Origin of the sequence: Marinoscillum sp. (assembly GCF_040222955.1) — a bacterium.
Lineage (GTDB): Bacteria > Bacteroidota > Bacteroidia > Cytophagales > Cyclobacteriaceae > Marinoscillum.
The window spans coordinates 1-23,182 of sequence record NZ_JAVKCA010000007.1 but is presented as its reverse complement, the minus strand read 5'-3'; the positions used below and the strand labels follow the sequence as shown (position 1 = coordinate 23,182).

The window sequence follows — 23,182 nt, the reverse complement described above, 5'->3', positions numbered from 1 at the left end:
CCAGGATTGTTACACAGGTATGGCAATAAGTTATATCTATCACAGATGGGGCCCTCAGAATGCTGCCGAAGTGAATATATATGTCCAAAGCGCTTGCCATCGCGCTGTAAGTCGGAGAAAATTTGAAGAGGGCTTGATGACTGAAAAGGATATTCCCGAGGTAGCCAACCCTTATGGTCAGTAGGGCCATTGTGGTTACCCATTGAATCGCGCACAAATAGGCCTGTTACCCCCAAAAACAGGTAGTGCGTCAAAAATCCGTGATATATGTAAGTATGAATTGTAATCATGCAATTCATTCGTCGTGATTTGGGGTTACCTTGGCTATTAATTGCTCAACCATTATAGCCATTGAAACTATTTATCAAATACATGGTCAGTGTACGCTGCAAAATAGCTGTCAAGGAGGTCTTCAAAAATCTGGGGCTACACTTCATTGTGGTGGATTTAGGTGAAGTAGAGATCATGGAGGACCTCTCAGCCGGGCAGGAAGCCGCGCTCAAAGCAGCATTGCACGAGATAGGACTAGAACTGATGGAAGACAAAAAGGCCATTCTCATTGAGAAAATCAAGAGCCTGATCACCGAAATGATCCATCATTCATCTGAGGTGCCCAAAGTCAACTATTCAGATTACATCAGTGAGAAATTAGCGTACGATTATACCTATCTATCCAATATTTTTTCAGAGGTAAAGGGCATCACCATTCAGCAGTTCATCATCAATCATAAAATAGAGCGGGTGAAGGAGTTGATCATATATGACGAGCTGAGCATATCAGAAATAGCCTGGAAGATGAATTATAGCAGTGTGGCCCACTTGTCCAATCAGTTCAAGAAAAATACCGGCCTTTCACCTTCACATTTCAAACAGATGAAGGACAAACGAAGGACCCCGATAGAAGAGATAGGAAATTCAACTGTACTTATAGAAAAGGATCACAAAGAATGAATAACAGGTTAGATATCGATCAAAATGAGCATTACTTCAGGAGCTTACTGGAGATTTGCCTTGATCCCTCGGTGGTTATCAATTCCGATGAGATCAGCGATCTCAATGAGGCCATGGTGAATATCACTGGTTATTCGCGCAAGGAATTGCAAGGAAGCAACTTCTCCGATTATTTCACCGACAAACAGAAAGCGAAGGAGATTTGTTTACGTGCTCAGCTCGAAGGTTTTATAACCAATGAGTCATTGATCTTTAGGCATAAGAGTGGAATCTTAACAGAGGTGACCTACAATGCTACCATTTGGAAGAATCATGAGGGCATTGTACTGGGCACGGTGTTCGTGGCCCGCCAGCCGCCAGAGCATAAACTACCTACTCAGTCGGGAGGTGCCAAAACCAAGACAGAAATCACCAATCAGGAACTTGGGGCGTTCAGTCGATCTGTCAAATTGGCTTCCCAATATTCGCTTAGTTTGATCGAAGCGAGCCTTGATCCTTTGGTGACCATCAGCACCGAAGGCAAGATCACGGACATGAATGAAGCCACTGTAAACATTACAGGCCATGCACGTGAAAAACTAAAAGGAACTGACTTTTTTGATTACTTCACAGAACCTCAAAAGGCACGTGAAGTGTACCAGCAAGTGTTTGCCAATGGGTCGGTAGCTGACTCACCATTGACGCTGCGCCACAAAGGAGGAAAACTAACGGATGTTTTGTTCAATGGGTCTATTTACAAAGATGACCGGGACAACGTGCTGGGTGTAGTGATTGTAGCCAGAGATGTCACAGAGCAGAAAAGAATAGCTACCGAACTGCTAGATGCCAAAATTGCCGCTGAACTTGCCACCAAAATTGCTGAAGAGGCCAAGGTGAAGGCAGAAAGTGCCACTTTCATTGCAGAAAACGCGGTAAAAGCCAAGCAGCAGTTTCTATCCAATATGAGTCATGAAATTCGCACACCCATGAATGCCATTATTGGATTTACCAAAGTGGTATTGAAAACTGATCTGACTGCAAAGCAAAAGGAATACCTGACGGCCATCAAAATGAGTGGGGATGCATTAATCGTGCTGATCAACGATATACTGGATTTGGCTAAGGTAGATTCTGGTAAAATGGTCTTTGAACAGACGCCATTTAAGTTGAGGTCATCCATTTCAGCCATGCTTCATTTGTTTGAAATCAAAATTCAGGAACGGAATTTAAACCTGGTGAAGGAGTACGATGATAACATCCCGGATGTATTGATGGGCGACTCTGTGCGGCTGCACCAGATCATCATGAATTTGGTGAGTAATGCGGTGAAATTCACTACTACCGGGACCATCACTGTAAGCGTGCGGATGTTGAGTGAAGATGATGAAAAAGTGACGATCCAGTTTGATATCAAGGACACTGGCATTGGGATCGCAGAGAATAAGCTCGACAATATTTTTGATGATTTCCAGCAAGCTACGAGTGGCACCTCCAGAATATATGGTGGCACAGGTTTGGGGTTGGCCATCGTCAAGCAATTGGTCGAACCACAGGGGGGGACCATAGCTGTGACCAGTCAAATGGGAGTAGGGTCAACTTTTAGTTTTGTGCTAACATTCCTCAAAACCAACGAAGAAGCGGAATTAGATGCAGAACTAGTCGAACTGAACGATGAAATCAAGAATATCAATGTATTGATAGTGGAAGACATTCCCCTCAACCAATTGCTCATGAAGACACTGCTCGATGATTTTGGATTTAAAAGAGACATTGCCGACAATGGTGAAATAGCCATTGAAAAACTTAGAAGCAAAACCTACGACATCATTTTGATGGACCTGCAAATGCCCATTATGAATGGGTTTGCTGCCACAGAATACATCCGAAACAACCTGAATTTGGATATTCCAATCATTGCGTTAACAGCTGATGTGACCACTGTAGATTTGGCTAAATGCAAGGCGGTGGGAATGAACGATTACATTGCTAAACCCGTGGATGAAAGACTCCTTTATAGCAAGATTCTTAACCTCATACAGATGCCCTTAAAAGATAAAAGTACAGAGAATCTGTCCAATACCGGTGATCAGGAAAGTATGAAGAGTTGCATAGATCTGGGTTCTTTGAACAAACGAACCAGGTCGGACCCCAAACTGATGATGGAAATGATCTCTCTCTATCTGGAAATGACACCACGGCTCATCAATGAGATGAACAAGGGCATTCTGGAGAAGGACTGGGAAGCCCTGGAAGCTGCTGTACATAAAATAATTCCTTCTTTTTCCATCATGGGTATTGATCTGGATTTTGAAAACAAGGCACGCATGATTCAGGAATATGCGCATAACCAGCAACGGTCGAAAGAAATACCTGGGCTGGTCCGTCAGCTTGGCAATGTTTGCATGCAAGCATGTGAAGAATTGAAACTTGAGTTTAAGAAATTAGAATTGTTAGCTAATGGTATCAAATAAAAAAACAACATTGTTTCTGGTGGATGATGACGCCTTGTTCTTAAAATCGTTGGAAATAGACTTCATGCAGCTCAACGAATATACCGTGAAGACTTTTGCCACGGGTGAGCTCTGTCTGGAAAATATGGCGACGAGCCCTGATGTCATCATCCTGGATTATCATCTCAATGGGATTGATAAAGCAGCTATGAACGGGCTCCAAACACTGGACCGGATCAAATCCATCGATCCTGATATCCCAATCATCATGTTGTCGGCACAAGACAAAATAGAGGTGGCTGTAAACTGTATGCACCACAAGGCCTCTGACTATGTGGTCAAGAGCGAAACGGCCTTTATTCGCATGCAAAAAATCATCACTGCCTTATTGAAACTCAATAAAATTCAAAAGGAATTAAATTGGTATGTGGATAGGATGTAGACTGGTCTCACATTAATGGCTATCACCATATCCGCGGATTCCATCCCTATTTCCAGATCCTTAAAAGGGATAAGTTTTTGCTATTTTTAAATGACTAAATGTTTCCTAAAGCTTGATTTAATTTATCGCTTACTTCTCTGGCATAACCTTCAATACTGGGGTTGTCAATTGGCTTCATAGCTTCTAATGGGTTAATAACTGCTACTTCCACTTCTTGATCTTCTAACTCACGAATGGTTACATTGCATGGAAGCATCAAACTGATATGTTGATCTACAGAAAGTACTTTGTCAGCAAAAACAGGATTGCAAGCACCCAAAATAAGATGCGGCAAATAATCCTTCTCGAGTTTCTTCTTCATAGTGGCTTGGATATCAATTTCGGTGAGCACTCCAAATCCTTCAGCTTTCAAAGCCGCTTCGACTTTTGATCGGATAGCGGTCACTGTGGTGCCTTTGATTTTTTTGAATGGTAATAGTCCATATTGCTGTCTATTTAAGTTTTAAACTATTTCATTGCCACATAGCCTGCACCCTAAAAAGATACAGTACCGGCTAAGCGCTGTGTTAGCTGTAAAACATACCACCAGACTAAAAGTTTGAATCATCCCAAACCATCCCTTCACTACATAAGGAACTGCCTTGCCAATGGGTGATTTAGAGGAGTGGATTGATTGTAGTCGGCGGGACTTTACAGCCACTTTGAACCGGCGTGTCAACGAGATGGTCATCAAGTTCCTTATGATGATACCTCTTTCCGCAAGAGAAAAGCCAGCCCACATTTTGTGGACTGGCTTTTCTGATTCAGTCAATTATCGCTTGTTGCAATTACGGCTTTGTAACAGCATTCATGTCCAGAATAACAGCCGTTTGTGAAAGTGCACGTCCATTCATCGATGCCCCGGTCTGCAAGGTGATGCCAGTCTTTGACAGGATGATGCCTTCAAAATGGGAGGTGGTTCCCAAAACCACTTCACCAGCTACCTGCCAGAAGATGTTTTTGGCTTGTGCTCCACCACTCAACGTTATGTTCACCGCAGAACTCATGGTCATGTCTCCAGCTATCTGGAAAATCCAAACATCATCTGCACTGCCAGATATGGTGACGTCCGAAGGCATAGTAACAGTATTGGTCCATTTGTAAAGACCTGCTTCCAGTGTCATTCCACCAATGTTTCCTGTACCCAGCTCGGAGAAGTCTGGAGAGGGGCGACCAGACGCATCATTATACGCTGTGATCATGTTTTCAACAGAAGTCGTCAGGTTGGTATTGGTAGGAGGCGCCATGTCAGCCGCATACACTTTACCTGTTACCTGTGGCGAAGTGGCATATCCTGTAGCATCTGTCAATCCAAATCCTGTAATAAAAGACGTGGCCGCCGGGCTCAGGCCCAAGTCACCGGTGATTGCCGATGTGGGTGAGTTATTGATGGCTGTTTTTGCCAAAATAACATAGTTGCCGGATGCGCCAAGGTTTACGACTGATAAACCTGCTTTTGCACCTGTTGTAAACGTCCATGCTTTGGTGATGGCGATGGCATTACCAGCCAAATCCTTGACGTCTGTGGTAACGGTGGCTGTGTAGCTTAAACTTGCATCCAAAATATTATCCGGGATAAAGCGAGCTACTTTATCAGCATATTCTACAGATCCTGCAACGGGATTAGTGCCCTGAACTACTATAAATGAAGTAGAAGTAAAGGATGCCGAACTCATGGCCTCACTAAAAGTGATGGAAATCACTTTGTTACGCGCCACATTAGTTGCATTATTAGTCGGGTTGGTGGAAACCACTGTAGGTGGTGTCTCGTCCACCACAACTCCTGTGGTGAAGCTAAAAGTATAATTATTTGCAATCGCCTGGCCACTCATATCTTTTACAGCATTCGTCAGGGTGCCTGTATATAAAGTGCTGGCTTCCAGGTTGCTAACTGAGCTAAAAGTAGCTGTTTGTTCACTGTACGCTACTGTACCTACCACAGCAGTTGTGCCTTTCAGTAAAGTGAACGTAGTGGTATTAATGGTCGTAGCATCCATTTCCTTATTAAAGGTAATTTCCACTGCAGTGTTAGTCGCCACATCCACATCATTCTCAGCCGGATTAGAGGACACCACCGTCGGTGCCAAAATCGTGGGCTCATCGTCCTTGCAGCCTACCAGTAAAAAAAGAGGTATCAGCGCCAATATTCCAATTTGTTTCAAAAGTTTCATTTCATTCTTATTTAAGTGACCTTATTGTTTGAGCAAAGGTGAGACGATACACTGCGGGATGTGCTACATACAAAAAGGGAAGAGTTACATATATCACTTATGTCAGGCATGCCGTGTGAGGATGGGATAGACTGAGACCGATCAACCTACTTTTTGCTTAAAACCTTTATCACACTCTATTCAAACGGTAGCGTAATCGTAATGATCACCAAGATATGCCCTGGTCCAATTATCCTAACCAGGCCTTAGTAGGCGAAGAGGATATAAAGCAGGGTGCCGGGCAAAGCAGCTACTCACCATGGCTGATTCCACCTGGTAATCCTTCCAATAGATGATGGATAGGCTATTCTACCCTTGAAAATGATTAGCTGGTTATAATCGGAATGCACAGGGCTGGATCGGACATAGATGACCAGAGCCAACATGATAGAAATCATAATGTCTCAGGATGCAAGTCATTGAATCATGGCCCTTAGATACCGTTATTACAATAAATAGCTAACTCAACTTTGATAAATATGAAAAAGATACTTTTCCCCACAGATTTTTCTGAAAGAGCAAATAGAGCATTGAAGCAGGCTGTGGCCATTGCAGAAAGTTTTAATAGCAAGATCATTATCCACCATACCTACTCTCGACCTGTACATACTGGAGATGGATCTGGCCATATGGAAACCCTGCTTCATAAAGCAGAACATAGTATTGACAAGGAGTTCAAAAAGCTATTTGATCAGAATAGAGAACTAAAAAATGTGGAGCATGAGTTTCATAAACAACTTGGCGTTTCTATTGAAAACATTGTTGAAATCTCCAAAATGGAGAACATCGACTTCATTATTATGGCTACCAAAGGAGCCAATGGACTTGGAGAGCTTTGGGGAACCAAAACCGCCCGGATTGTAAAAAGCGTAGACATTCCTGTTTTGGTGATCCCGGATAATACTTCGCTAGCTGACATCAATACTGTAGGACTGATATGTGACTATAGCAAAGAAGCAAATTACCACTCGCTTGATTTCTTGTTGGCCCTGGCAGAAAAGTTGAAACTAAATATTGACACAATCACACTTAATAGAAATGAAAAAGTGATGACTGAAAACGAAAAGGCCTATCGTCAACTGGTTCGTAAAAAGCTGGAACCAGTCCCCACTTCGTTTCATGTCGTATTCAGCGAGAACATTAATGAGGGGATCATTGATTACTCAAAGAAGAATAATATTGGACTCATTGCAATGATGCCCAAAAGTTACAGCTTTATGGAACGGCTTTTTCATGAGAGTCTGACCGAAAAGATGGCTTTTTCGAGTCCACTTCCCTTACTGGTACTAAAATAAGGTAGAATTATGGTGGAAATTAATAACCTAAATAAGCTGACAGATAAGATTTATCAGGAGGGAATTGAAGAGGCCAAAATGGATTCACTGAAGATTCTCTCCCAAGCTGAAGCTGAGGCCAGGAAATTATTGGACAATGCCAATAATGAGGCCAATGGTATAGTGGCTCTTGCCAAAAAAGAAGCTCAAAAAATAGCCAGAAGCACGGAAAAAGAAGTCCAGCTGAAGGGGATGCAATTGATCAGCGACCTGAAGGAAGAAATCCAAAACACACTATCAAAGAAAATTTTAGTGAAGGATGCAAAAGATGCTTTTGCGGATGATTCGTTTCTCAAGAGTTGTATTCTGGAAGCCATTTCCAGCTGGAAGCCCTCAGATGATTTGGAATTAGTATTATCGAAAGAGCTTGAAAATAAATTGGATGCCGGCTTTCTTCAAAGTACCGTGCAGCATGTCAAGAACCTCACAATCACATTCAATAACAGATTGGACAAAGGTTTTAGAATCATTGAGAAAACAGAAGGCTATCAGATTTCATTTTCAGAAGACGACTTCATCATCCTGTTCTCATCCTACCTGAATAAGCAAACGAGAGACTTACTCTTTAGTCAACCAACATGAGCTACTATTATCTAATAGCCAGTTTGCCCGGGTTGAGCTTAAACAAGAAAGCACAAAAGATTGATTATGAAGACATTCTGGATACCATCCAAAGAAATCTGGAACCTTCAGATGCCAGACAATTTCGATACCTCTTGTATCCCAATGATCATCAGAATCTGCTTCATGTTTTATTCGAAAAGCACAAAGCTATTCCTCAAACACCGAAAGTCTACCCGGCTATCTTTTCTGAAAAAGAGCTTGCAGACTATCATAAAAACAGAATGATGTTCCCTGCCTATATGAGCTATTTCTTGGATGAGTACACCGATCAATTTCCGACTCTGACGATGAAAGAAACGGAAGAACTTTTATGGGAGCTTTTTTATGAAGAGGTGGAGCATCAAGACCCATTCATTGTAGCATATTACCAATTTGAAAGGAAACTGAAAATGTTCTTTTCGGCCTATAATTATTCCAATTTTGATTTCTTAACCGTGCCTAATGCTGAAGAAGGCATCTTAAATCAGATCGGAAAAGGGCTGTCCATACCGCCAGACTGGCTAAGAAACCATCCTCATATTGAAGACATTGGTGAAGCTATTTCCTCCAAAGAGCCTGGAAAGATTGAAAAGTTGATGAACCAGATGAAGTGGGACTATCTGGATGAGAAAAAGGGTGTGTTCAACAAGGAACAAGTCTTTGAGTATACCTTAAAACTCCTGATGGTCCAACGTTGGCAAAACCTCTTGCCAGAAAGAGGAGCAAGTCGTTTCGTGGAAATGCAGGAGCGCATTAAACATAATGTTCGTTCACTCCAAAATATCAGATAAATGACCAGGGGAAAAGTAACAGGGATCGTATCTAACCTTATTTCAATAGAGGCCGAAGGACCGGTGATTCAAAATGAAATATGTCTGATCCTGAGTGAAGGGAAGAGGTTAAAGGCTGAAGTGATTCGGGTAATTGGCAGGGTGGCCTCCGCTCAGTTGTTTGAGTCTAGCAGGACCATCAAAATAGGTGCTGAAGTAGAATTCTCAGGACACTTGCTGGAAGTGGAGCTGGGACCCGGTATGCTCTCCAAGAGATATGACGGACTACAGAATGACTTGTCCAAAATGGGTGGTCTTTTCATTGATATCGGTGAAGAAACCGCGGCACTCGATGATAATGTGTTTTTTTCTTTTACACCTCTGGTGAAACAGGGGGATCTGGTAAAGGCCGGTGATTGGTTGGGAAGTGTGCAGGAAAACTGGGTGGATCATAAAATCATGGTTCCTTTTAAGTTGAGGGGTGAATTCAAAGTAGAAACCATTACCAAACCTGGTGACTATAAGATTTCTGATACTATGGCCACATTGATCTCAGAAGAAGGAGACAAACAGACCATCACCATGTGTCAAAAATGGCCTGTAAAAATGGCCATCGATAGTTTTGACCAAAAGCTACGACCCTATCACATTCTGCAGACTGGCTTACGAGTCATAGACACATTGAATCCCATAGTGGAGGGCGGGACAGGATATATCCCTGGACCATTCGGTACCGGAAAAACAGTTTTGCAACAATCCATTGCAAAAAACAGTGAAGCCGACATTGTTATTATTGTCGCTTGTGGTGAGCGAGCCAATGAAGTGGTGGAAATTTTCACTGAGTTTCCACAGCTCACGGATGCCTCCACCGGACGAAAACTCGATGAAAAGATTTCTATTGTTTGTAACACTTCCAATATGCCTGTGGCAGCCAGGGAAGCTTCGGTATACGTGGGTATGACCATGGCAGAGTACTACCGAAACATGGGTTTGAAAGTGCTGATGCTGGCAGACTCCACCTCGCGATGGGCGCAGGCGCTTCGGGAAATGTCCAACCGGATGGAGGAATTACCCGGGCCAGATGCCTTTCCTGTAGAACTGCCCGCTACCATTGCCAATTTCTACAGTCGTGCCGGTTTGGTGGAGTTGACCAACGGAGCGAAAGGTTCAGTGACCTTTATTGGCACTGTTTCTCCGGCAGGTGGCAATTTCAAAGAACCAGTGACCGAAGCCACCAGCAAGGTAGCCAGGTGTTTTTACGCCCTTTCGCAGAAGCGAGCAGATGCCAAACGCTACCCGGCAATTGATTCCCTGGCTTCTTATTCCAAATACCTCGACTACCCGGAATTCATAGCTGATACTGATAAAAACATACAGGATGGGTGGGTTCGATTGGTTAAAAGGGCCAAGGATATCATAAGAAATGGAATAGAGGCAAGAGATCAGATCAGTATTCTGGGTGATGATGCGGTCCCTGTCATCTATCATATCAGTTTTTGGAAGAGTGAAGTCATTGACTTTGCACTTATTCAGCAGGATTCATTTGACAATATAGATATGAATACTCCTATGAAAAGGCAGCAATATATGCTCAACAAAGTGATGGAGATTGGAGAGAAAGAATTTTCATTTTCCGACTTTGAAGAGGTAAGAACCTATTTCAAAAAGCTCATTAATCTATTAAAACAAATGAATTACACTGCTTTCCAATCAGCCAGTTTCAAGAAATATGCAGCCGAGCTGGACAAGGAGTTGTCGGTGGAGAAAGAAAAAAATGTCAACCCTGAAATCAACCTTATATGAGAACGAAGGCATTTCAGCGGATATACACACAGATCACAAGAATCACAAAAGCCACTTGTGAAGTCAGAGCACGAGGAGCGCGCTATGGTGAATTGGCATGGATAAATGAGCGTCCTGCACAGGTGATCAGTGTCATTGAAGATAAAGTCACGCTTCAGGTTTTTTCCGGCACCGAGGGTATATCCTCACAATCAGAAGTCATATTTTCAGGCATGCCTCCAACTTTACAGGTAAGTGACCTGCTGGCCGGTCGTTTTCTTAATGCCTACGGCTCCCCGATAGACGGAGGCCCTGAATTGGTAGGTGAGAAGCGACTGATCAATGGAAGTGCCGTCAATCCTGTCAAGCGAGCTAAGCCTTCTACCTTAATGGCTACAGGTATCGCAGGGATAGACCTAAACAACACACTTGTTACCGGCCAGAAGATTCCATTTTTTGTGGATCCGGATCAGCCATACAATGAGATCCTGGCAGAGGTGGCTATGCGGGCAGAAGCGGATATGATCATTTTAGGTGGGATGGGGTTATCCAATGACGATTACATCTTTTTTAAAAACACATTTTCACAAGCAGGGGTATTGGACAAGATCGTTTCTTTCATCAATAGACCTGAAGACCCACCTCTGGAGCGACTTTTAATCCCGGATATGGCTTGCACAGCGGCCGAGTATTTTGCCAATGATAAGAAGCAAAATGTGCTGGTCTTGCTCACAGACATGACCCTGTACGCAGATGCTCTGACTATAGTGGCCAATAAAATGGATCAGATTCCATCCAAAGACTCCATGCCGGGCTCGCTTTACAGTGAGCTGGCCGGTATCTACGAGAAGTCAGTTCAGTTTGTGCATGGCGGATCCATTACCATCATTGCCGTCACCACACTTAATGAAGGCGACATTACCCATGCCATTCCGGACAATACCGGATACATCACCGAGGGGCAGCTTTTCCTAAAACATGACACAGACATTGGAAAGATCATTGTAGATCCTTTTCGCAGCTTGTCCAGGCTCAAACAAAACGTAATAGGCAAAAAAACACGTGAGGATCACCCACAGGTGATGAACGCCCTCATTCGGCTGTATGCCGACGCGATGGAAGCTAAAACCAAAAGAGAAAACGGATTTGACCTCAACGAATATGATAAAAAATGCCTGGCTTTCTCCGAAGAGTATGCCATGCGCCTTTTAGCGATTGATATTAACATTTCAATTGAAGAAATGCTCGATACGGGATGGTACTTGTTTCAACGGTACTTTGAGAAGTATGAGATTGGAATTAAAGAGCAGTTGATAGAGAAGTATTGGAAAGCATCTGAATCAACAGCCGAACACCACTAGAAATACTCCTATGGCCATCAAGTTTCACTATAATAAAAGCACCGTTCAGCAATTCCAGAAGCAATTGACCATCCGGGAAAAGGCACTTCCTATTTTGAAAAATAAGGAAACGGCCTTGCGCCAGGAAGAAAAGAAGGCCAAAAGTCAATTGCAGGTGCTGCGCGTAGAGAGGAGCTCCCTTGAAGACAGGCTCATTGCCTTCCAGCCTTTTTGGTGTGAGTTTCCCGACATTGTTACTTTGGAGGACCCGGGCGTATATCAGAAAAAGATAGTCGGGGTGAATCTCCCTGAAATCGGGAAAGTATCTTTTAAAATAGCTGACATAAGCTGGTGGAATTATCCTGCATGGCTTCCCGCAGGTATTGATCTGATGCAGCGAGTGATTACGCTGGATCTTCAAATAAAATTTAAAACCCTTCAGATAGACTTACTTGATGCTGCGAGAAAAAGGACGACTCAAAAAGTCAACCTCTATGAAAAGGTGCAAATACCGGCCTATGAGGACGCCATATTGAAAATCAAACGATTCTTAGAAGATAAGGAGAACATCTCCAAAGCGGCCCTGAAGATCGTGAAAAGTAGAACAAAAAGGAGGGAAGCTGTATGAAGGTAAGGTTCAAAAAAATAGAGCTACTGGTACACCATCGAGACAAATCGACCATTGCCACTATGCTTCAGGACCTGGGGGTGATTCATTTAGAACTCAATCGGGATTTTAGAAGTCAGCCTGTGGAAGACCTGGAATTAAGGAAAACAAGGTTGAGCAAAGCCATTGAACTGATTGAAGAACATGTAGACAAAAAGCAGGAATATTTAAAAGTTACAGCGTCTGAGTCAGGTGCTATTGATTTGGTGATCGATGAAACGCTGGTATTGAAGCGTCAACTGGAACTTAACCATAAGCAGCAGGGAGTGCTCAATAAGGACAAACAGAAACGCTCGCCTTGGGGTGATTTTGATGAGAATACACTGGAGCGATTAACAGAATCAGGGGTTAGCGTTGACTTTTATATTGGTGAAAAGAGGGACTTCAAAAAATATGACTTTGGGTCATTGGTACATCAGGTTATTCATGAAGGGGCTGGTCGCATTTATTTCGTGCTGATTTCAAAAGGGGGGAATGTGTCTTTACCTTTCGAAAGAGTACACCTTCCACCCATGCGTATTTCTGATATTCAATCCGAAGAAGCAAAGCTGGAAGGGGAAAAGAATGAACTTATTAAAGATATATGCTCATACATACCCTATTTGCCCTTGCTCCGGGAGGAAGCGCTTCATCTGGAAAATCAACTGCAACTACAACTGGCTAATGGCAGCTATAAGACATACGGCAAGACCTCTATTTTACATTTAGAGGGTTGGTATCCGGCCAATATGGAAGATAGGTTGCTGCATTTCCTCCAAAAGGAAGAGCTGTCCTATGGTGTTTCAGAGCCCTCTGCTGGAGATGTGATCCCTGTGTTGTTGAATAACCCCAAATATCCCAAACTCTTCGAACCCATCACCCGCATCTTTCAATTGCCAGATTACTATGAAATGGATCTTACTCCCTTCATAGCGGTGTTTTACCCCATCCTCTTTGCCTATTGTCTGGGAGATGCCGGATATGGGCTCATCCTATTCACCATTGCGCTTATTGGTGTATTCACTTTTTTGAGTAAGTCCAGAAATCTGGCATTTTTAGGGATGATCCTTGGGGCTTTTACTACCGTGATGGGAGTGGTCAAATCGGGTAGCCTTTTTGGAATACCGATAATAGCTGATCAGGCTCACCCCATTTTTGAATTTCTCGCACAGTATGTGATGATCCCGGAAGACCGGGAAGTTTTCTTCAACGCTTTCAATGTAGCACTGTTGATCGGTGTGGTGCAGATATTGGTTGGGATAATGGTGTCCATTATTAATAAGATCGTATACCAGAGCATTTTAGCAAGCCTTTCACAAATAGGGAAGCTGCTGATGGTCGTCAGCTTGATCTGGATTTTCCTGGCGGATATGCAGGGTGTAGACTTGTTTCTCCCTTATGATCGGGCTCGTAAGCTCATGTTAGCAATGGGAGTGTTGATGGTCCTCCTGTTTCACGATTTAAAGAAGCCCGTACTGACCAGGGCCGCCAGCGCTATTTTGCCGTTATTTTTCATCATTACAGGTATACTGGGGGATATCCTGTCCTATGTTCGTTTGTTTGCTCTTGGAGTGGCATCGTCCGTTTTGGCCCTGGTGGTGAATCAGATAGGCATGCAAATCATGGGAGATCAATGGTGGAGTGTACTCATTGGGGTTATCTTTCTCCTTTTAGGGCACAGCCTCAACTTCGCGTTAGCGGCGCTGGGTGCATTTGTACACCCACTGAGACTTACGTTTGTTGAATTTTATAATAATGCTCAATTCGGAGGCGGAGGAATGCCTTATAAGCCCTTCCGGAAAATAGATGTGTCACACTCAAAATAGAAAAATATGGAAGCTTTACCTTTAACGCTCGCATTTATTGGCCTTGGCCTTTTAGTTGGGCTCTCCGGTTGTGGTAGTGCCATGGGAACCGCAATTGGTGCCATGGCTACAGTAGGGGCACTCAAAAAAAGACCAGAATCCTTTGGGTCTTTTATCGTCTTAAGTGCGCTTCCCGGCACTCAGGGGCTGTATGGTTTTGCGGGTTTCTTTATTCTGCAAGACCTCATTGGGCCGGGCATGACACTGATGCAAGGTGCCGGCATATTGGGTGGGGGACTGGCACTTGGTTTGGCGGGGCTTTTTTCTGGGTTGTATCAAGGTCGGGTATGTGCCAGCAGTATTGATAGTATTGGGTCTGGCAATGATGTTTTTGGAAGAGCACTGATTCTGGCGGTCTTTCCCGAACTTTATGCCATCATAGCCTTTGCATCTCTGTTTCTCATTCGTGGAATCCTTTAACTCAAAATGACTTAATAATGAAAAACACTAAAATAGAACCTTACAAAGTTGCCCTGGTTGCCCTAGATCTTTCTGAAATGGATGATCATCTGATTAAATACATGGCTATGATCAGTGAGTCATTATCTCTTGAACGAATATTTTTTGTTCACATAGCCAAAACACTGGAACTCCCGGAGGAGCTGCTCCAAAAATACCCCAGCCTCCTGGATCCCTTGGATGAGAGCATTGAGAATGGTCTCAAAAAGAAGGTTTATGAGCATTTCGGCGCTTCACAAATATCCGTAGAATGCATGGTGCAGGAAGGTAATTCAATAGAAAAAATCCTAAAACTGTGTAAGATCAAGAATATAGACCTGCTGGTCATGGGGCGCAAAAAAAACCTTCAGGGTTCTGGTCTGGTCTCAAGTAAAATTGCCCGAAAGTGTCCATGCTCCCTGCTGTTGGTTACAGAAGAGCATACCCTCGGCGTAAAAAATATCCTGGTACCTCTGGATTTCTCCAAACACTCTGCTCTGGCAATGGGTCGTGCATTAAAACTCTCGGAAAGCACCAAGGCTAAACTACTCACAATGCACGTATATGCCGTTCCTATAGGGTATTACAAAACAGGAAAATCATATACTGAATTTGCGGAGATTATGAAGTCACTAGCCGAAAAGGAGTATCAGAGATTTCTTTCTCAACATGAATTCCCAACGGATATACCTTGTGAGTATATTTTGTCAAAAGATGGCAACCATTCTGCCCTGACATACGCACTGGCAGAAAGAACACATTCAAATATGATCATCCTCGGCTCAAGAGGGCGTACCAATCTCTCCTCTGTTTTGATGGGATCTGTAGCCGAAAAACTTGTATATCTGGATAGCAGCACCCCCATACTAATTGTCAAGGATAAGGGAGAAAACATGGGTTTTATGGAAGCCTTGTCAAAAATCTGAGAATGTAATTGAATGGCACGAAACCAGCCATGAGTATGAAAAAGTCACGTTGAACTCCTCAGATATCAGCTTGTTAATAAAAGTCATTTTTCGTCTTTCGAGTATTCACTTTATTTCCTATTTTTTATTAGTATTGTGCACTTCTTTAGCCTTGAAGGGTAACGAATTGGAGCCGGTGAAAAATCAATGTGTGCGGAAGTAAAATTACCATAAGCCAAACGGGGTTTTAAGTCAACAAAAACCCAATAAACGCTTAATATTTAACACATCACTTTACGCACGGATTTTACTAGCATTGGCAATACAATGGGCATTAACGAACGCAGGGCAATCTATCACCCGCTCTTTACCAACACGACCTTCCCCGGTGATCAGTATAGCCTGATGAAACACGGATGTGTGACCAGCCAGCACTATTTCAGTGCGATATTTTCACAATTCATCCTGGATCACATAGACCAGCACAAGCACTACATCCTGCTATCATCTTCCTATTTATCCGTGCCCAATGCGGCCAATCAGCTGGTGGAAACCATGCTTCCCCAACTGGGAAGTCGCTTTAAGCGATCCATGCTCCAGAGAAGGAGGGTGGCCTCAGTAGATTTTGCCACCCTCACACGGCAGCAGCGCCTTTCTTATACGCATTATCTGGAGTTTGACTATGTCCTGTCTGAGCTGCAAGGCCAATCGGTGATCGTGGTGGATGATGCCTATGTGACAGGCATGCATGAGCGAGCCATCAGAGACAGGTTGCAATCAGTCGTGGGTGATATCCAGTTCTTTTATCTGCTGGACCTCAGTGGCCATAAGGAAGCAGTGCTGGAAAGCGACATCAACCAGATAGCGGTTAGAAACCTGCTGGATGTACTTCCCCTCAGGCACCACCCGGAATTCAGGTACAACACCAGGGTACTCAAACTACTGCTTCACGCAGTGGACGAAGATTTCATTTCCTATCTTTCCATACTGCCATCCAGCGAGCTTACCCTCATCGCACAGCAATGTGCCAGCGAGGGTTTCGATGAGCTGAATGATCATTTCAAAAACCGCTTGCAACTCCTTCAGTACCTGATCTCATGCCGTGAAAAAGCAGGGGCGGGTGTAGACTTCCGAAGTTCTGGAAACTTCGGAAGTCTGCATTCAAATCACAATCTCGCCCTATCAATAGGGGATGGACTCATGACATGATTTACAAACATAAACCAGCCAATTAGCCCATGATTTGCCTACTCATGTTTTGCATTTAGTTCGGAGACTTCCGAAGTTTTTAAAACGGACATATGCAAAGTCTATTAACAAGGGCTACGACAGAACAGGCAGCCTTTTTCAAAGCAAATTCAAAAAAAAGGAGATTGATAGCGATGCTTACTATTCAATGATCATTGCTTACATCCATCTCAACCCTCTGAGAGCAGGTCTGGTTAGTAGCATTGCCGACTGGAAATACTCATCCTATCCCGCTATAGTCAGTCATGCACCAACCAAGGTTTGAATGTAGACTTCCGAAGTTTTAAAACGCGGACGGCTAGTCTTCGGAAGTCTGTATTTACCTACTCATGTTTTGCATATAGTTCGGAGACTTTCTGAGTTTTTAAAACGGGACAGCGAGTCTTCGGAAGTCTGCACGCTATCCCTGAGCTAGTTTCTTGTGCCACAGCCAGTAGGAGATCAGCACCACGGCTAATGCGATAAACATAATCAGCATGGCAGGTTCAAATCCTCCTACCATTAGTCCTGAATAAGTAGCCCCGACAAGATCGAAAAACAACCCGGCGTATGCCCACTCTTTAAGGCGATTAAAGTTTGGAAGGAGCAAGGCAACACATCCGGACAACTTGGCCACTCCCAGAAAAGGGAGTAAATACTCGGGGTAACCCAATTGGGTAAACACCTCTAGCCAATCGGGGGTTTTCATAATATTCATGATAGAGCCCGGAACAAGGAAAAAAAGGATCAATCCGATGGAAATCCAGTAATAGATGTTAAGATTTTTCATACTACAGAGAACTGGGGTTATTGGAAGTAAAATTGAACTGAGCAAAGTAAATGTAAAACACCGTAACCTTCCGGTATCGCAGAGACCTGAATTGTTAAAACCAACTTAAAAAGCAAGATAATACCAAAATCTTTCCAACTGAGGTGTAAAAGCTTCCGGTATTTGTGCTTGCCCGCGGTTCTTCTAAAACCGGATAATATGGGAGAAAGAAATTCTATGGGCACAACATCCCACTGAAGGACTTCATCCTGATCTGACATTCTCTGCGAAACCTGATGTGTTCTGTAATGATTTGGCATTGTAAATACCATTTAACTACCTTTAGTCCATAAAATCATTAAAACCATGAGTGAGGAAGCTAACGGAAGTAATAAGGCAATAAGAGTTATTGTATTCACAGTGTTTATAGTTGCCGGTTTGGTGGGCTTATGGTATTGGGTGATGTATAAGCCAGAGCAAGAGGCCAGGGAAAGAGCGCAGCTGGAGCAAATTGCCAGGGAGGAAGCTGCAAAAAAGGCTGCAGAACTCACCGCACAAAATAAAATTAAGTACGACCAACTGATCAAAGATGCCGATGCGGAAATGCCACTGCAAAACTGGCAGCGGGCAAGATCCCTGTACTCTGAAGCGTCATCTCTCTTTCCAAATGAAAAGTATCCCAAGGATCAACTGGCAATTGTCAATAAGAAGCTGGATGAATTAGCTGCCATTGAGGCCCGACGAGCGGCTGGAGTAGTGGAATCAGTTTCCACCCGTACCGGTCGCTTCCACATCATCGTCTCCAGTAGTATAGATGATGATTTGGCCATGGATTACGCCAACAAGCTGGCTAAGGAAGGAAATGCCATCAAAATCATTGAGCATGATACCGGAAAACTGATCTATTACCGGGTGTCAGTTGGAGATTATCCCACCCGTGAGCAGGCAGAATCTGCTGCCGCATCCTTCAGCAATCTTTCAGATGATATTTGGGTATTGGGCTATTGATTGGCAGAAGGGATAGACACGCCACACCGTATCAAGGTAGTAATCATGTCTTCTTAGCTGATAATGACGGATCAATCCGTATTTCTGGGGTAAGTCCATAAGATTATATTTTTACCAATCGCATTAATGTACTCGTAATTCAGAAGACTATTGGGCGCTAAGGCGGGCGGAGCATCCAAGCCTTGCCCGGCCGGGACAAGTGTGAATCATTTTGACTTGGAGATTTCCAAAAAAAACCTCAACACTTATAAGTCAAAATGATTTTTTGCGTGCGACCGGCTAGGTTGGTGCCTCTGTCATCTAACCAATTGTTTTCTTTGCCTACGCGGCCCGGGGCAAGCAAAGAAAATGAAGGGTTAGCGGCTCAGCCGTTAGCTGGACTATACAGTGAATCAGATCACTAATGCCAACATCCAACTTCAATGCAATTCCCCCATAGGTTTTCAGATTGATCCCTTTTCTATTTCAGCGAAACATCAACTCATCTTTCCCCCAACTTTCCAGATTGATCCATAATGACCTGGTTGACTCAATAGACATTAAGGAGGGAACACAAAATTCCCTCCCTGTCATAACCGATCAGGCCATGTGGCTAGCAATGCTTTGAATCACACCCTTTAGCGATTTGAAATCCTCAATGATGTAGATCGTTGTTTTGTCAAACGGCATGTGATGTACATCCTTCACCTGATATACTTTCTGATCACCATTTGATTTAGTCAGGATTATTCTTTCATCGGTACGAGGCAAATGTTCAAATTGGTACTCCTGAACAGGTGCCATTTCACCTTTATAATCTATCTCTATGACATTAACTGTTTGCATTCTTTATCCTTTTAAATTTTTGATTTCATTTTAATCCACTCCAAAGTATCCGATCAGGCAGTCTGGCAATCTGCCGGGAAGGGCATAGGTTCACCCTGGCGATCATTAATTTCTGCACAGTCATCCTGATAACCAACTTTAATTACACAGAATTAAAGCACTAAAAATCAAGTACCTATACACCAATCGGAATATTTGAAATTTGAAACACTCTGTCGGAGTGTTACTGGCACACTAACAATACAGGGTGGCGTAGGTGAACTCAGGTGGAGGGGATAGGGAAGTTAAGAAAGGATCCGTATGGTTCAGTAAAACCAAGGCTCCTGCTTGATGAAGGTAGTACCTCAGCATTACTTCCATCAGGAATGGATTAGCAGGAATGATGTGGTCCAAACCGGGAAAGCACGTTTCTGCCTCCGGATCAGGTTCATCCTGTTCGGGTACGACATCTCCTTGATCCATCAGCACTTCCACTACCAATTCGAAGGCAGATTCTATCTCATTGACTGTCGGATCAAACCGGCCTTCCATATCTGCAGCATCTATTGAGAGGTTTATCATATAAACACTCATCAGGATGCTGATTGGTCTGATAAAATATTTGCTAACGAATCGTACCACCGGATAAAGTTAGAGAAAAGGTGACTTTTAAAACGATTGTCAATCAAAACAAATTGCATGATCACAAACCCCGGCATGAAGGAAGGTATTTCTAACTTTCCTGACATCCATTTGCCCATTCCCAGGCATATTTCAACTGTCAGAATGGCGATTTCCCTTATATTTAAAAAATTTATAAATCCATAATGAAAACATTCCATTTTCCCACGATCCTTTTCGTCATGCTTTCTCTGGCTGCTCAAAGTCAAATCAATCATTGGGAGAGCGTGGTCCTTCCCGGAGACACGTGGAGCTACCAGGTGCCAACTTCACAGCCAGCTGCCGATTGGACTCAGATTGATTTTGATGATGCTCAGTGGAGTCAGGGGCCTTCAGGAATAGGTTATGGCGATGATGATGACCAGACGGTCATTGATGCAACTATGGCTGTCTATATGCGAATAGGGTTTACCATTGTCTCGTTGGCAGAGGTAGAGCAGTTGCTGTTGGACATGGACTATGATGATGGATTTGTAGCGTATCTCAATGGGACGGAAATAGCACGCTCGTTAGTATCCGGAGAGCCACCGGCCTTTGATCAGCCTTCTGACGGCCTGCATGAAGCACAGCTCTACACGGGTGCAGATCCGGAGCGGCACATGGTGGACCGAAGCCTTTTGATAGAAGGGGCCAATATTTTGGCCGTTGAGGTACACAATGAAAGTCTGACGTCCTCCGACCTCACAGCGATTCCCACCATGTCCGTAGGTATAAACACCACCACCAATCACTATCGGAGTGTTCCGGACTGGTTTGATGAACCTGTGGAACAACAGGACATTGTGCTGGAGACTTCCAATCTGCCCATAGTCATCATCCATACGGCTGGTGGGCAAACCATCCCGAATGAACCCAAGATCAGGGCCACGATGACGATCATTGACAATGGCCCCGGACAGGATAACGCCGTTACCGACAGTTCCAACCCTGAAAGCCTTGATTATGATGGAAATATAGAGATCGAGATCAGAGGCTCCTCTTCCAATTGCTGCTCAGATAAGAAGCAATATGCCCTGACCACTTACGATGAGGCCAATGAAAAAGACAATGTGAGTTTGTTTGGTATGCCCAAAGAAAATGACTGGATTTTGAATGGTTTTGCTTTCGACCCTTCATTGATGCGGGATTATATCGCCTATCAGCTGTCACTAAAAATAGGCGAGTATGCGTCAAGGGGAAGGTACTGCGAGGTGATCTTGAATGGAGACTATATGGGCGTCTATGTTTTGCAGGAAAAGCTGAAAGCGGATGACAACCGAATAGACATCAATAAAATAGAGCCCGAAGACAAAGAAGGGAAGGCACTTACCGGAGGTTACATTACCAAGTCAGACAAAACCGAAGGGAGCGATGTGGCTGCCTGGTACATGGACAACTACTCCGGATGGCAGACGGCTTTTGTGCATGAGCACCCTAAGCCCACCACCGTTACTGCCTCACAAAACAACTACATTCGGGAGATTTTCTTTAACCTGGAAACACAGGCATTCAATAATAATGATGCCCTGGTTGGTGGCTATCCCTCGATTATTGACATACCATCTTTCGTGGATTTTATGATCATGAATGAGCTGGCATCCAATGCGGATGCCTACCAGTTTAGCACCTTTTTTCACAAAGACAGAAACGGAAAACTTCGCGCCGGCCCACTGTGGGATTTCAACCTGACATTTGGGAATGACCTCTTTTTCTGGGGCTTAGACAGAAGCCATACAGATGTTTGGCAGTTTGATGATGGGGACAATGTAGGCGCCAGGTTCTGGAGAGATCTTTTCCAGGACCCTACGTTCCACTGCTACTTCAGCAAGCGTTGGCTGGCGCTCACCGCCGTGGGGCAGCCACTACATCCTGACGCGGTTAACTCCTTCATTGATGAAGTATTCGCAGAGACACAGGCAGCTGCCGAAAGAAATCACGCCAGGTGGGGAATAGGCGAAGATCGTGCGGAGCATGTCGCCTTAATGAAACAATGGGTAATGGATCGGGTCGACTGGATCACTTCACAACTTGGTAATGGACAGGCTTGTAAAGGAGAATCGGTGTCCAATCTGGTCATCACCAGGATCAACTATCACCCGATGACTGAAGATGGGAAGGATGAGAAGGACCTGGAATTCATTGAAATCACCAACACTGGCAGCACTACCATTGACCTCACGGGAGTCTATTTTGGGGGTACAGGTCTGGTCTATCAGTTTCCTCCGAATATTACGCTGGGAGCAGGCAGTAGTGTCTACCTGGCCAATGAAGCTGATGCGTTTAAGGAAGCGTATGGCTTCAATCCTTTTGATGAGTTTAGCAGAAGCCTGAACAATGGCGGCCAAACGATCACCTTGCTCAATGGTTATGGGATGACGATAGACGAGGTGACCTATCTTGATGAGGCACCCTGGCCCACGGAGGCGGATGGTGATGGTTATTTTCTAAGTGTGATCGACCCAACTGCTGATAACAATGATCCGTCCAACTGGAAAGCTGACAATGTTTTGGATGTTGACCTTTTGGGTGCTCAGCCGCTGGATTTCGCATTAAGTGTATTTCCAAACCCTACGTCCAACAATATTCAGATTACTTCAAAGCGACAACTGGTATCAGTGAGAGTGTTCGATCTACAAGGAAGACTGCTCCAAAGCATTCCATCCGGTGGAGCCACCTCAACCATTGATGTTTCACATTTTGAAAGGGGGGTATACCTACTGGAAATTCAAACGGACACCCAGCTATACAGACGAAAAGTGGTAATAGAATAGAAGGTTGTCCTTCCGGTTTACAATTACACGACCTTCTGCATACTGCCATGTCGAATTTGTCATCCTGAGCAGGCGGTCGCAGACTGCCGTGTCGAAGGATAGACAAGAAGGAAGATCGAAATCCAACAGATTAAAGCCTAATTAGAACCCTTGAGATTCCGGTCTTTGTCCATCGCTGCGCTCGTCCAA

Annotated in this window: 20 protein-coding genes; 15 read left to right on the top strand and 5 right to left on the bottom strand. The window is 43.9% G+C overall.

Features of this window, described 5'->3' with window-relative positions:
* The first annotated feature begins 351 nt into the window (after positions 1-351).
* Genes RIH33_RS02135 through RIH33_RS02125 form a run of 3 tightly spaced genes read left to right on the top strand, consistent with a single transcriptional unit; the run spans position 352 to position 3,822 of the window.
* Positions 352-951, top strand: a complete 600-nt coding sequence (locus RIH33_RS02135) for a helix-turn-helix domain-containing protein (protein WP_406653353.1) — start codon at positions 352-354, stop codon at positions 949-951.
* The gene (locus RIH33_RS02130) at positions 948-3,401 is read left to right on the top strand and encodes an ATP-binding protein (protein WP_406653352.1); all 2,454 of its coding nucleotides are present in this window, start codon (positions 948-950) and stop codon (positions 3,399-3,401) included. The genes RIH33_RS02135 and RIH33_RS02130 overlap by 4 nt, the downstream gene beginning before the upstream one ends.
* Positions 3,388-3,822, top strand: coding sequence for a response regulator (locus tag RIH33_RS02125; protein WP_406653351.1), 435 nt, complete (start codon positions 3,388-3,390; stop codon positions 3,820-3,822). Before RIH33_RS02130 ends, RIH33_RS02125 begins: the two co-directional genes overlap by 14 nt.
* 94 nt (positions 3,823-3,916) lie before the next feature.
* Here the strand turns inward: RIH33_RS02125 and RIH33_RS02120 are convergent, their stop codons facing one another.
* Both RIH33_RS02120 and RIH33_RS02115 read right to left on the bottom strand, forming a co-directional pair.
* Positions 3,917-4,234: a DUF302 domain-containing protein gene (locus tag RIH33_RS02120; RefSeq protein ID WP_406653349.1), complete on the bottom strand. Its 318-nt coding sequence runs from the start codon at positions 4,232-4,234 to the stop codon at positions 3,917-3,919.
* Positions 4,235-4,649: 415 nt separating this feature from the next.
* Entirely contained in the window at positions 4,650-6,032 is a 1,383-nt protein-coding gene (locus RIH33_RS02115; protein WP_406653347.1) for an ice-binding family protein, read from the bottom strand.
* A gap of 518 nt (positions 6,033-6,550) precedes the next feature.
* On the opposite strand from RIH33_RS02115, the gene RIH33_RS02110 reads away from it, so the two are divergent.
* From RIH33_RS02110 to RIH33_RS02065, 10 genes are all read left to right on the top strand, one after another.
* A complete protein-coding gene (locus RIH33_RS02110; RefSeq protein ID WP_406653346.1) occupies positions 6,551-7,366 on the top strand; it encodes a universal stress protein in 816 nt (271 codons plus the stop codon).
* A gap of 9 nt (positions 7,367-7,375) precedes the next feature.
* Entirely contained in the window at positions 7,376-7,987 is a 612-nt protein-coding gene (locus RIH33_RS02105; protein ID WP_406653344.1) for a V-type ATP synthase subunit E, read from the top strand.
* On the top strand, positions 7,984-8,799 hold the full coding sequence (locus RIH33_RS02100; RefSeq protein WP_406653343.1) for a DUF2764 family protein: 816 nt from the start codon (positions 7,984-7,986) through the stop codon (positions 8,797-8,799). The genes RIH33_RS02105 and RIH33_RS02100 overlap by 4 nt, the downstream gene beginning before the upstream one ends.
* On the top strand, positions 8,800-10,581 hold the full coding sequence (locus RIH33_RS02095; RefSeq protein WP_406653341.1) for a V-type ATP synthase subunit A: 1,782 nt from the start codon (positions 8,800-8,802) through the stop codon (positions 10,579-10,581).
* Positions 10,578-11,921: a V-type ATP synthase subunit B gene (locus RIH33_RS02090; protein WP_406653340.1), complete on the top strand. Its 1,344-nt coding sequence runs from the start codon at positions 10,578-10,580 to the stop codon at positions 11,919-11,921. Before RIH33_RS02095 ends, RIH33_RS02090 begins: the two co-directional genes overlap by 4 nt.
* 10 nt (positions 11,922-11,931) lie before the next feature.
* Positions 11,932-12,528 (top strand): V-type ATP synthase subunit D, encoded by a 597-nt coding sequence (locus RIH33_RS02085; protein ID WP_406653339.1) that lies wholly within the window; start codon positions 11,932-11,934, stop codon positions 12,526-12,528.
* Positions 12,525-14,372 (top strand): V-type ATP synthase subunit I, encoded by a 1,848-nt coding sequence (locus tag RIH33_RS02080; protein WP_406653337.1) that lies wholly within the window; start codon positions 12,525-12,527, stop codon positions 14,370-14,372. The genes RIH33_RS02085 and RIH33_RS02080 overlap by 4 nt, the downstream gene beginning before the upstream one ends.
* A gap of 6 nt (positions 14,373-14,378) precedes the next feature.
* Positions 14,379-14,831, top strand: a complete 453-nt coding sequence (locus RIH33_RS02075; RefSeq protein ID WP_406653336.1) for an ATPase — start codon at positions 14,379-14,381, stop codon at positions 14,829-14,831.
* Between the two features lie 17 nt (positions 14,832-14,848).
* Complete coding sequence (locus RIH33_RS02070; protein ID WP_406653335.1) at positions 14,849-15,775, top strand: universal stress protein; 927 nt, start codon at positions 14,849-14,851, stop codon at positions 15,773-15,775.
* A gap of 306 nt (positions 15,776-16,081) precedes the next feature.
* On the top strand, positions 16,082-16,963 hold the full coding sequence (locus RIH33_RS02065) for a phosphoribosyltransferase family protein (protein ID WP_406653334.1): 882 nt from the start codon (positions 16,082-16,084) through the stop codon (positions 16,961-16,963).
* A 439-nt stretch (positions 16,964-17,402) separates the two neighbouring features.
* Here the strand turns inward: RIH33_RS02065 and RIH33_RS02060 are convergent, their stop codons facing one another.
* On the bottom strand, positions 17,403-17,771 hold the full coding sequence (locus RIH33_RS02060) for a DoxX family protein (protein ID WP_406653333.1): 369 nt from the start codon (positions 17,769-17,771) through the stop codon (positions 17,403-17,405).
* 345 nt (positions 17,772-18,116) lie between these two features.
* Between RIH33_RS02060 and RIH33_RS02055 the strand changes: the two genes are divergently transcribed.
* On the top strand, positions 18,117-18,758 hold the full coding sequence (locus RIH33_RS02055; protein WP_406653332.1) for an SPOR domain-containing protein: 642 nt from the start codon (positions 18,117-18,119) through the stop codon (positions 18,756-18,758).
* A gap of 579 nt (positions 18,759-19,337) precedes the next feature.
* On the opposite strand, the gene RIH33_RS02050 is transcribed toward RIH33_RS02055, so the two are convergent.
* Together RIH33_RS02050 and RIH33_RS02045 are read right to left on the bottom strand one after the other, a co-directional pair.
* Positions 19,338-19,583 carry a hypothetical protein gene (locus RIH33_RS02050; protein WP_406651016.1) on the bottom strand — a complete coding sequence of 82 codons (246 nt, stop codon included), beginning with the start codon at positions 19,581-19,583 and terminating at the stop codon, positions 19,338-19,340.
* Positions 19,584-19,817: 234 nt separating this feature from the next.
* Positions 19,818-20,144, bottom strand: coding sequence for a hypothetical protein (locus RIH33_RS02045; RefSeq protein WP_406651015.1), 327 nt, complete (start codon positions 20,142-20,144; stop codon positions 19,818-19,820).
* Positions 20,145-20,389: 245 nt separating this feature from the next.
* Here RIH33_RS02045 and RIH33_RS02040 point away from each other — a divergent pair, with 245 nt between their 5' ends.
* Entirely contained in the window at positions 20,390-22,993 is a 2,604-nt protein-coding gene (locus RIH33_RS02040; RefSeq protein WP_406651014.1) for a CotH kinase family protein, read from the top strand.
* The last annotated feature ends 189 nt before the right edge of the window (positions 22,994-23,182 follow it).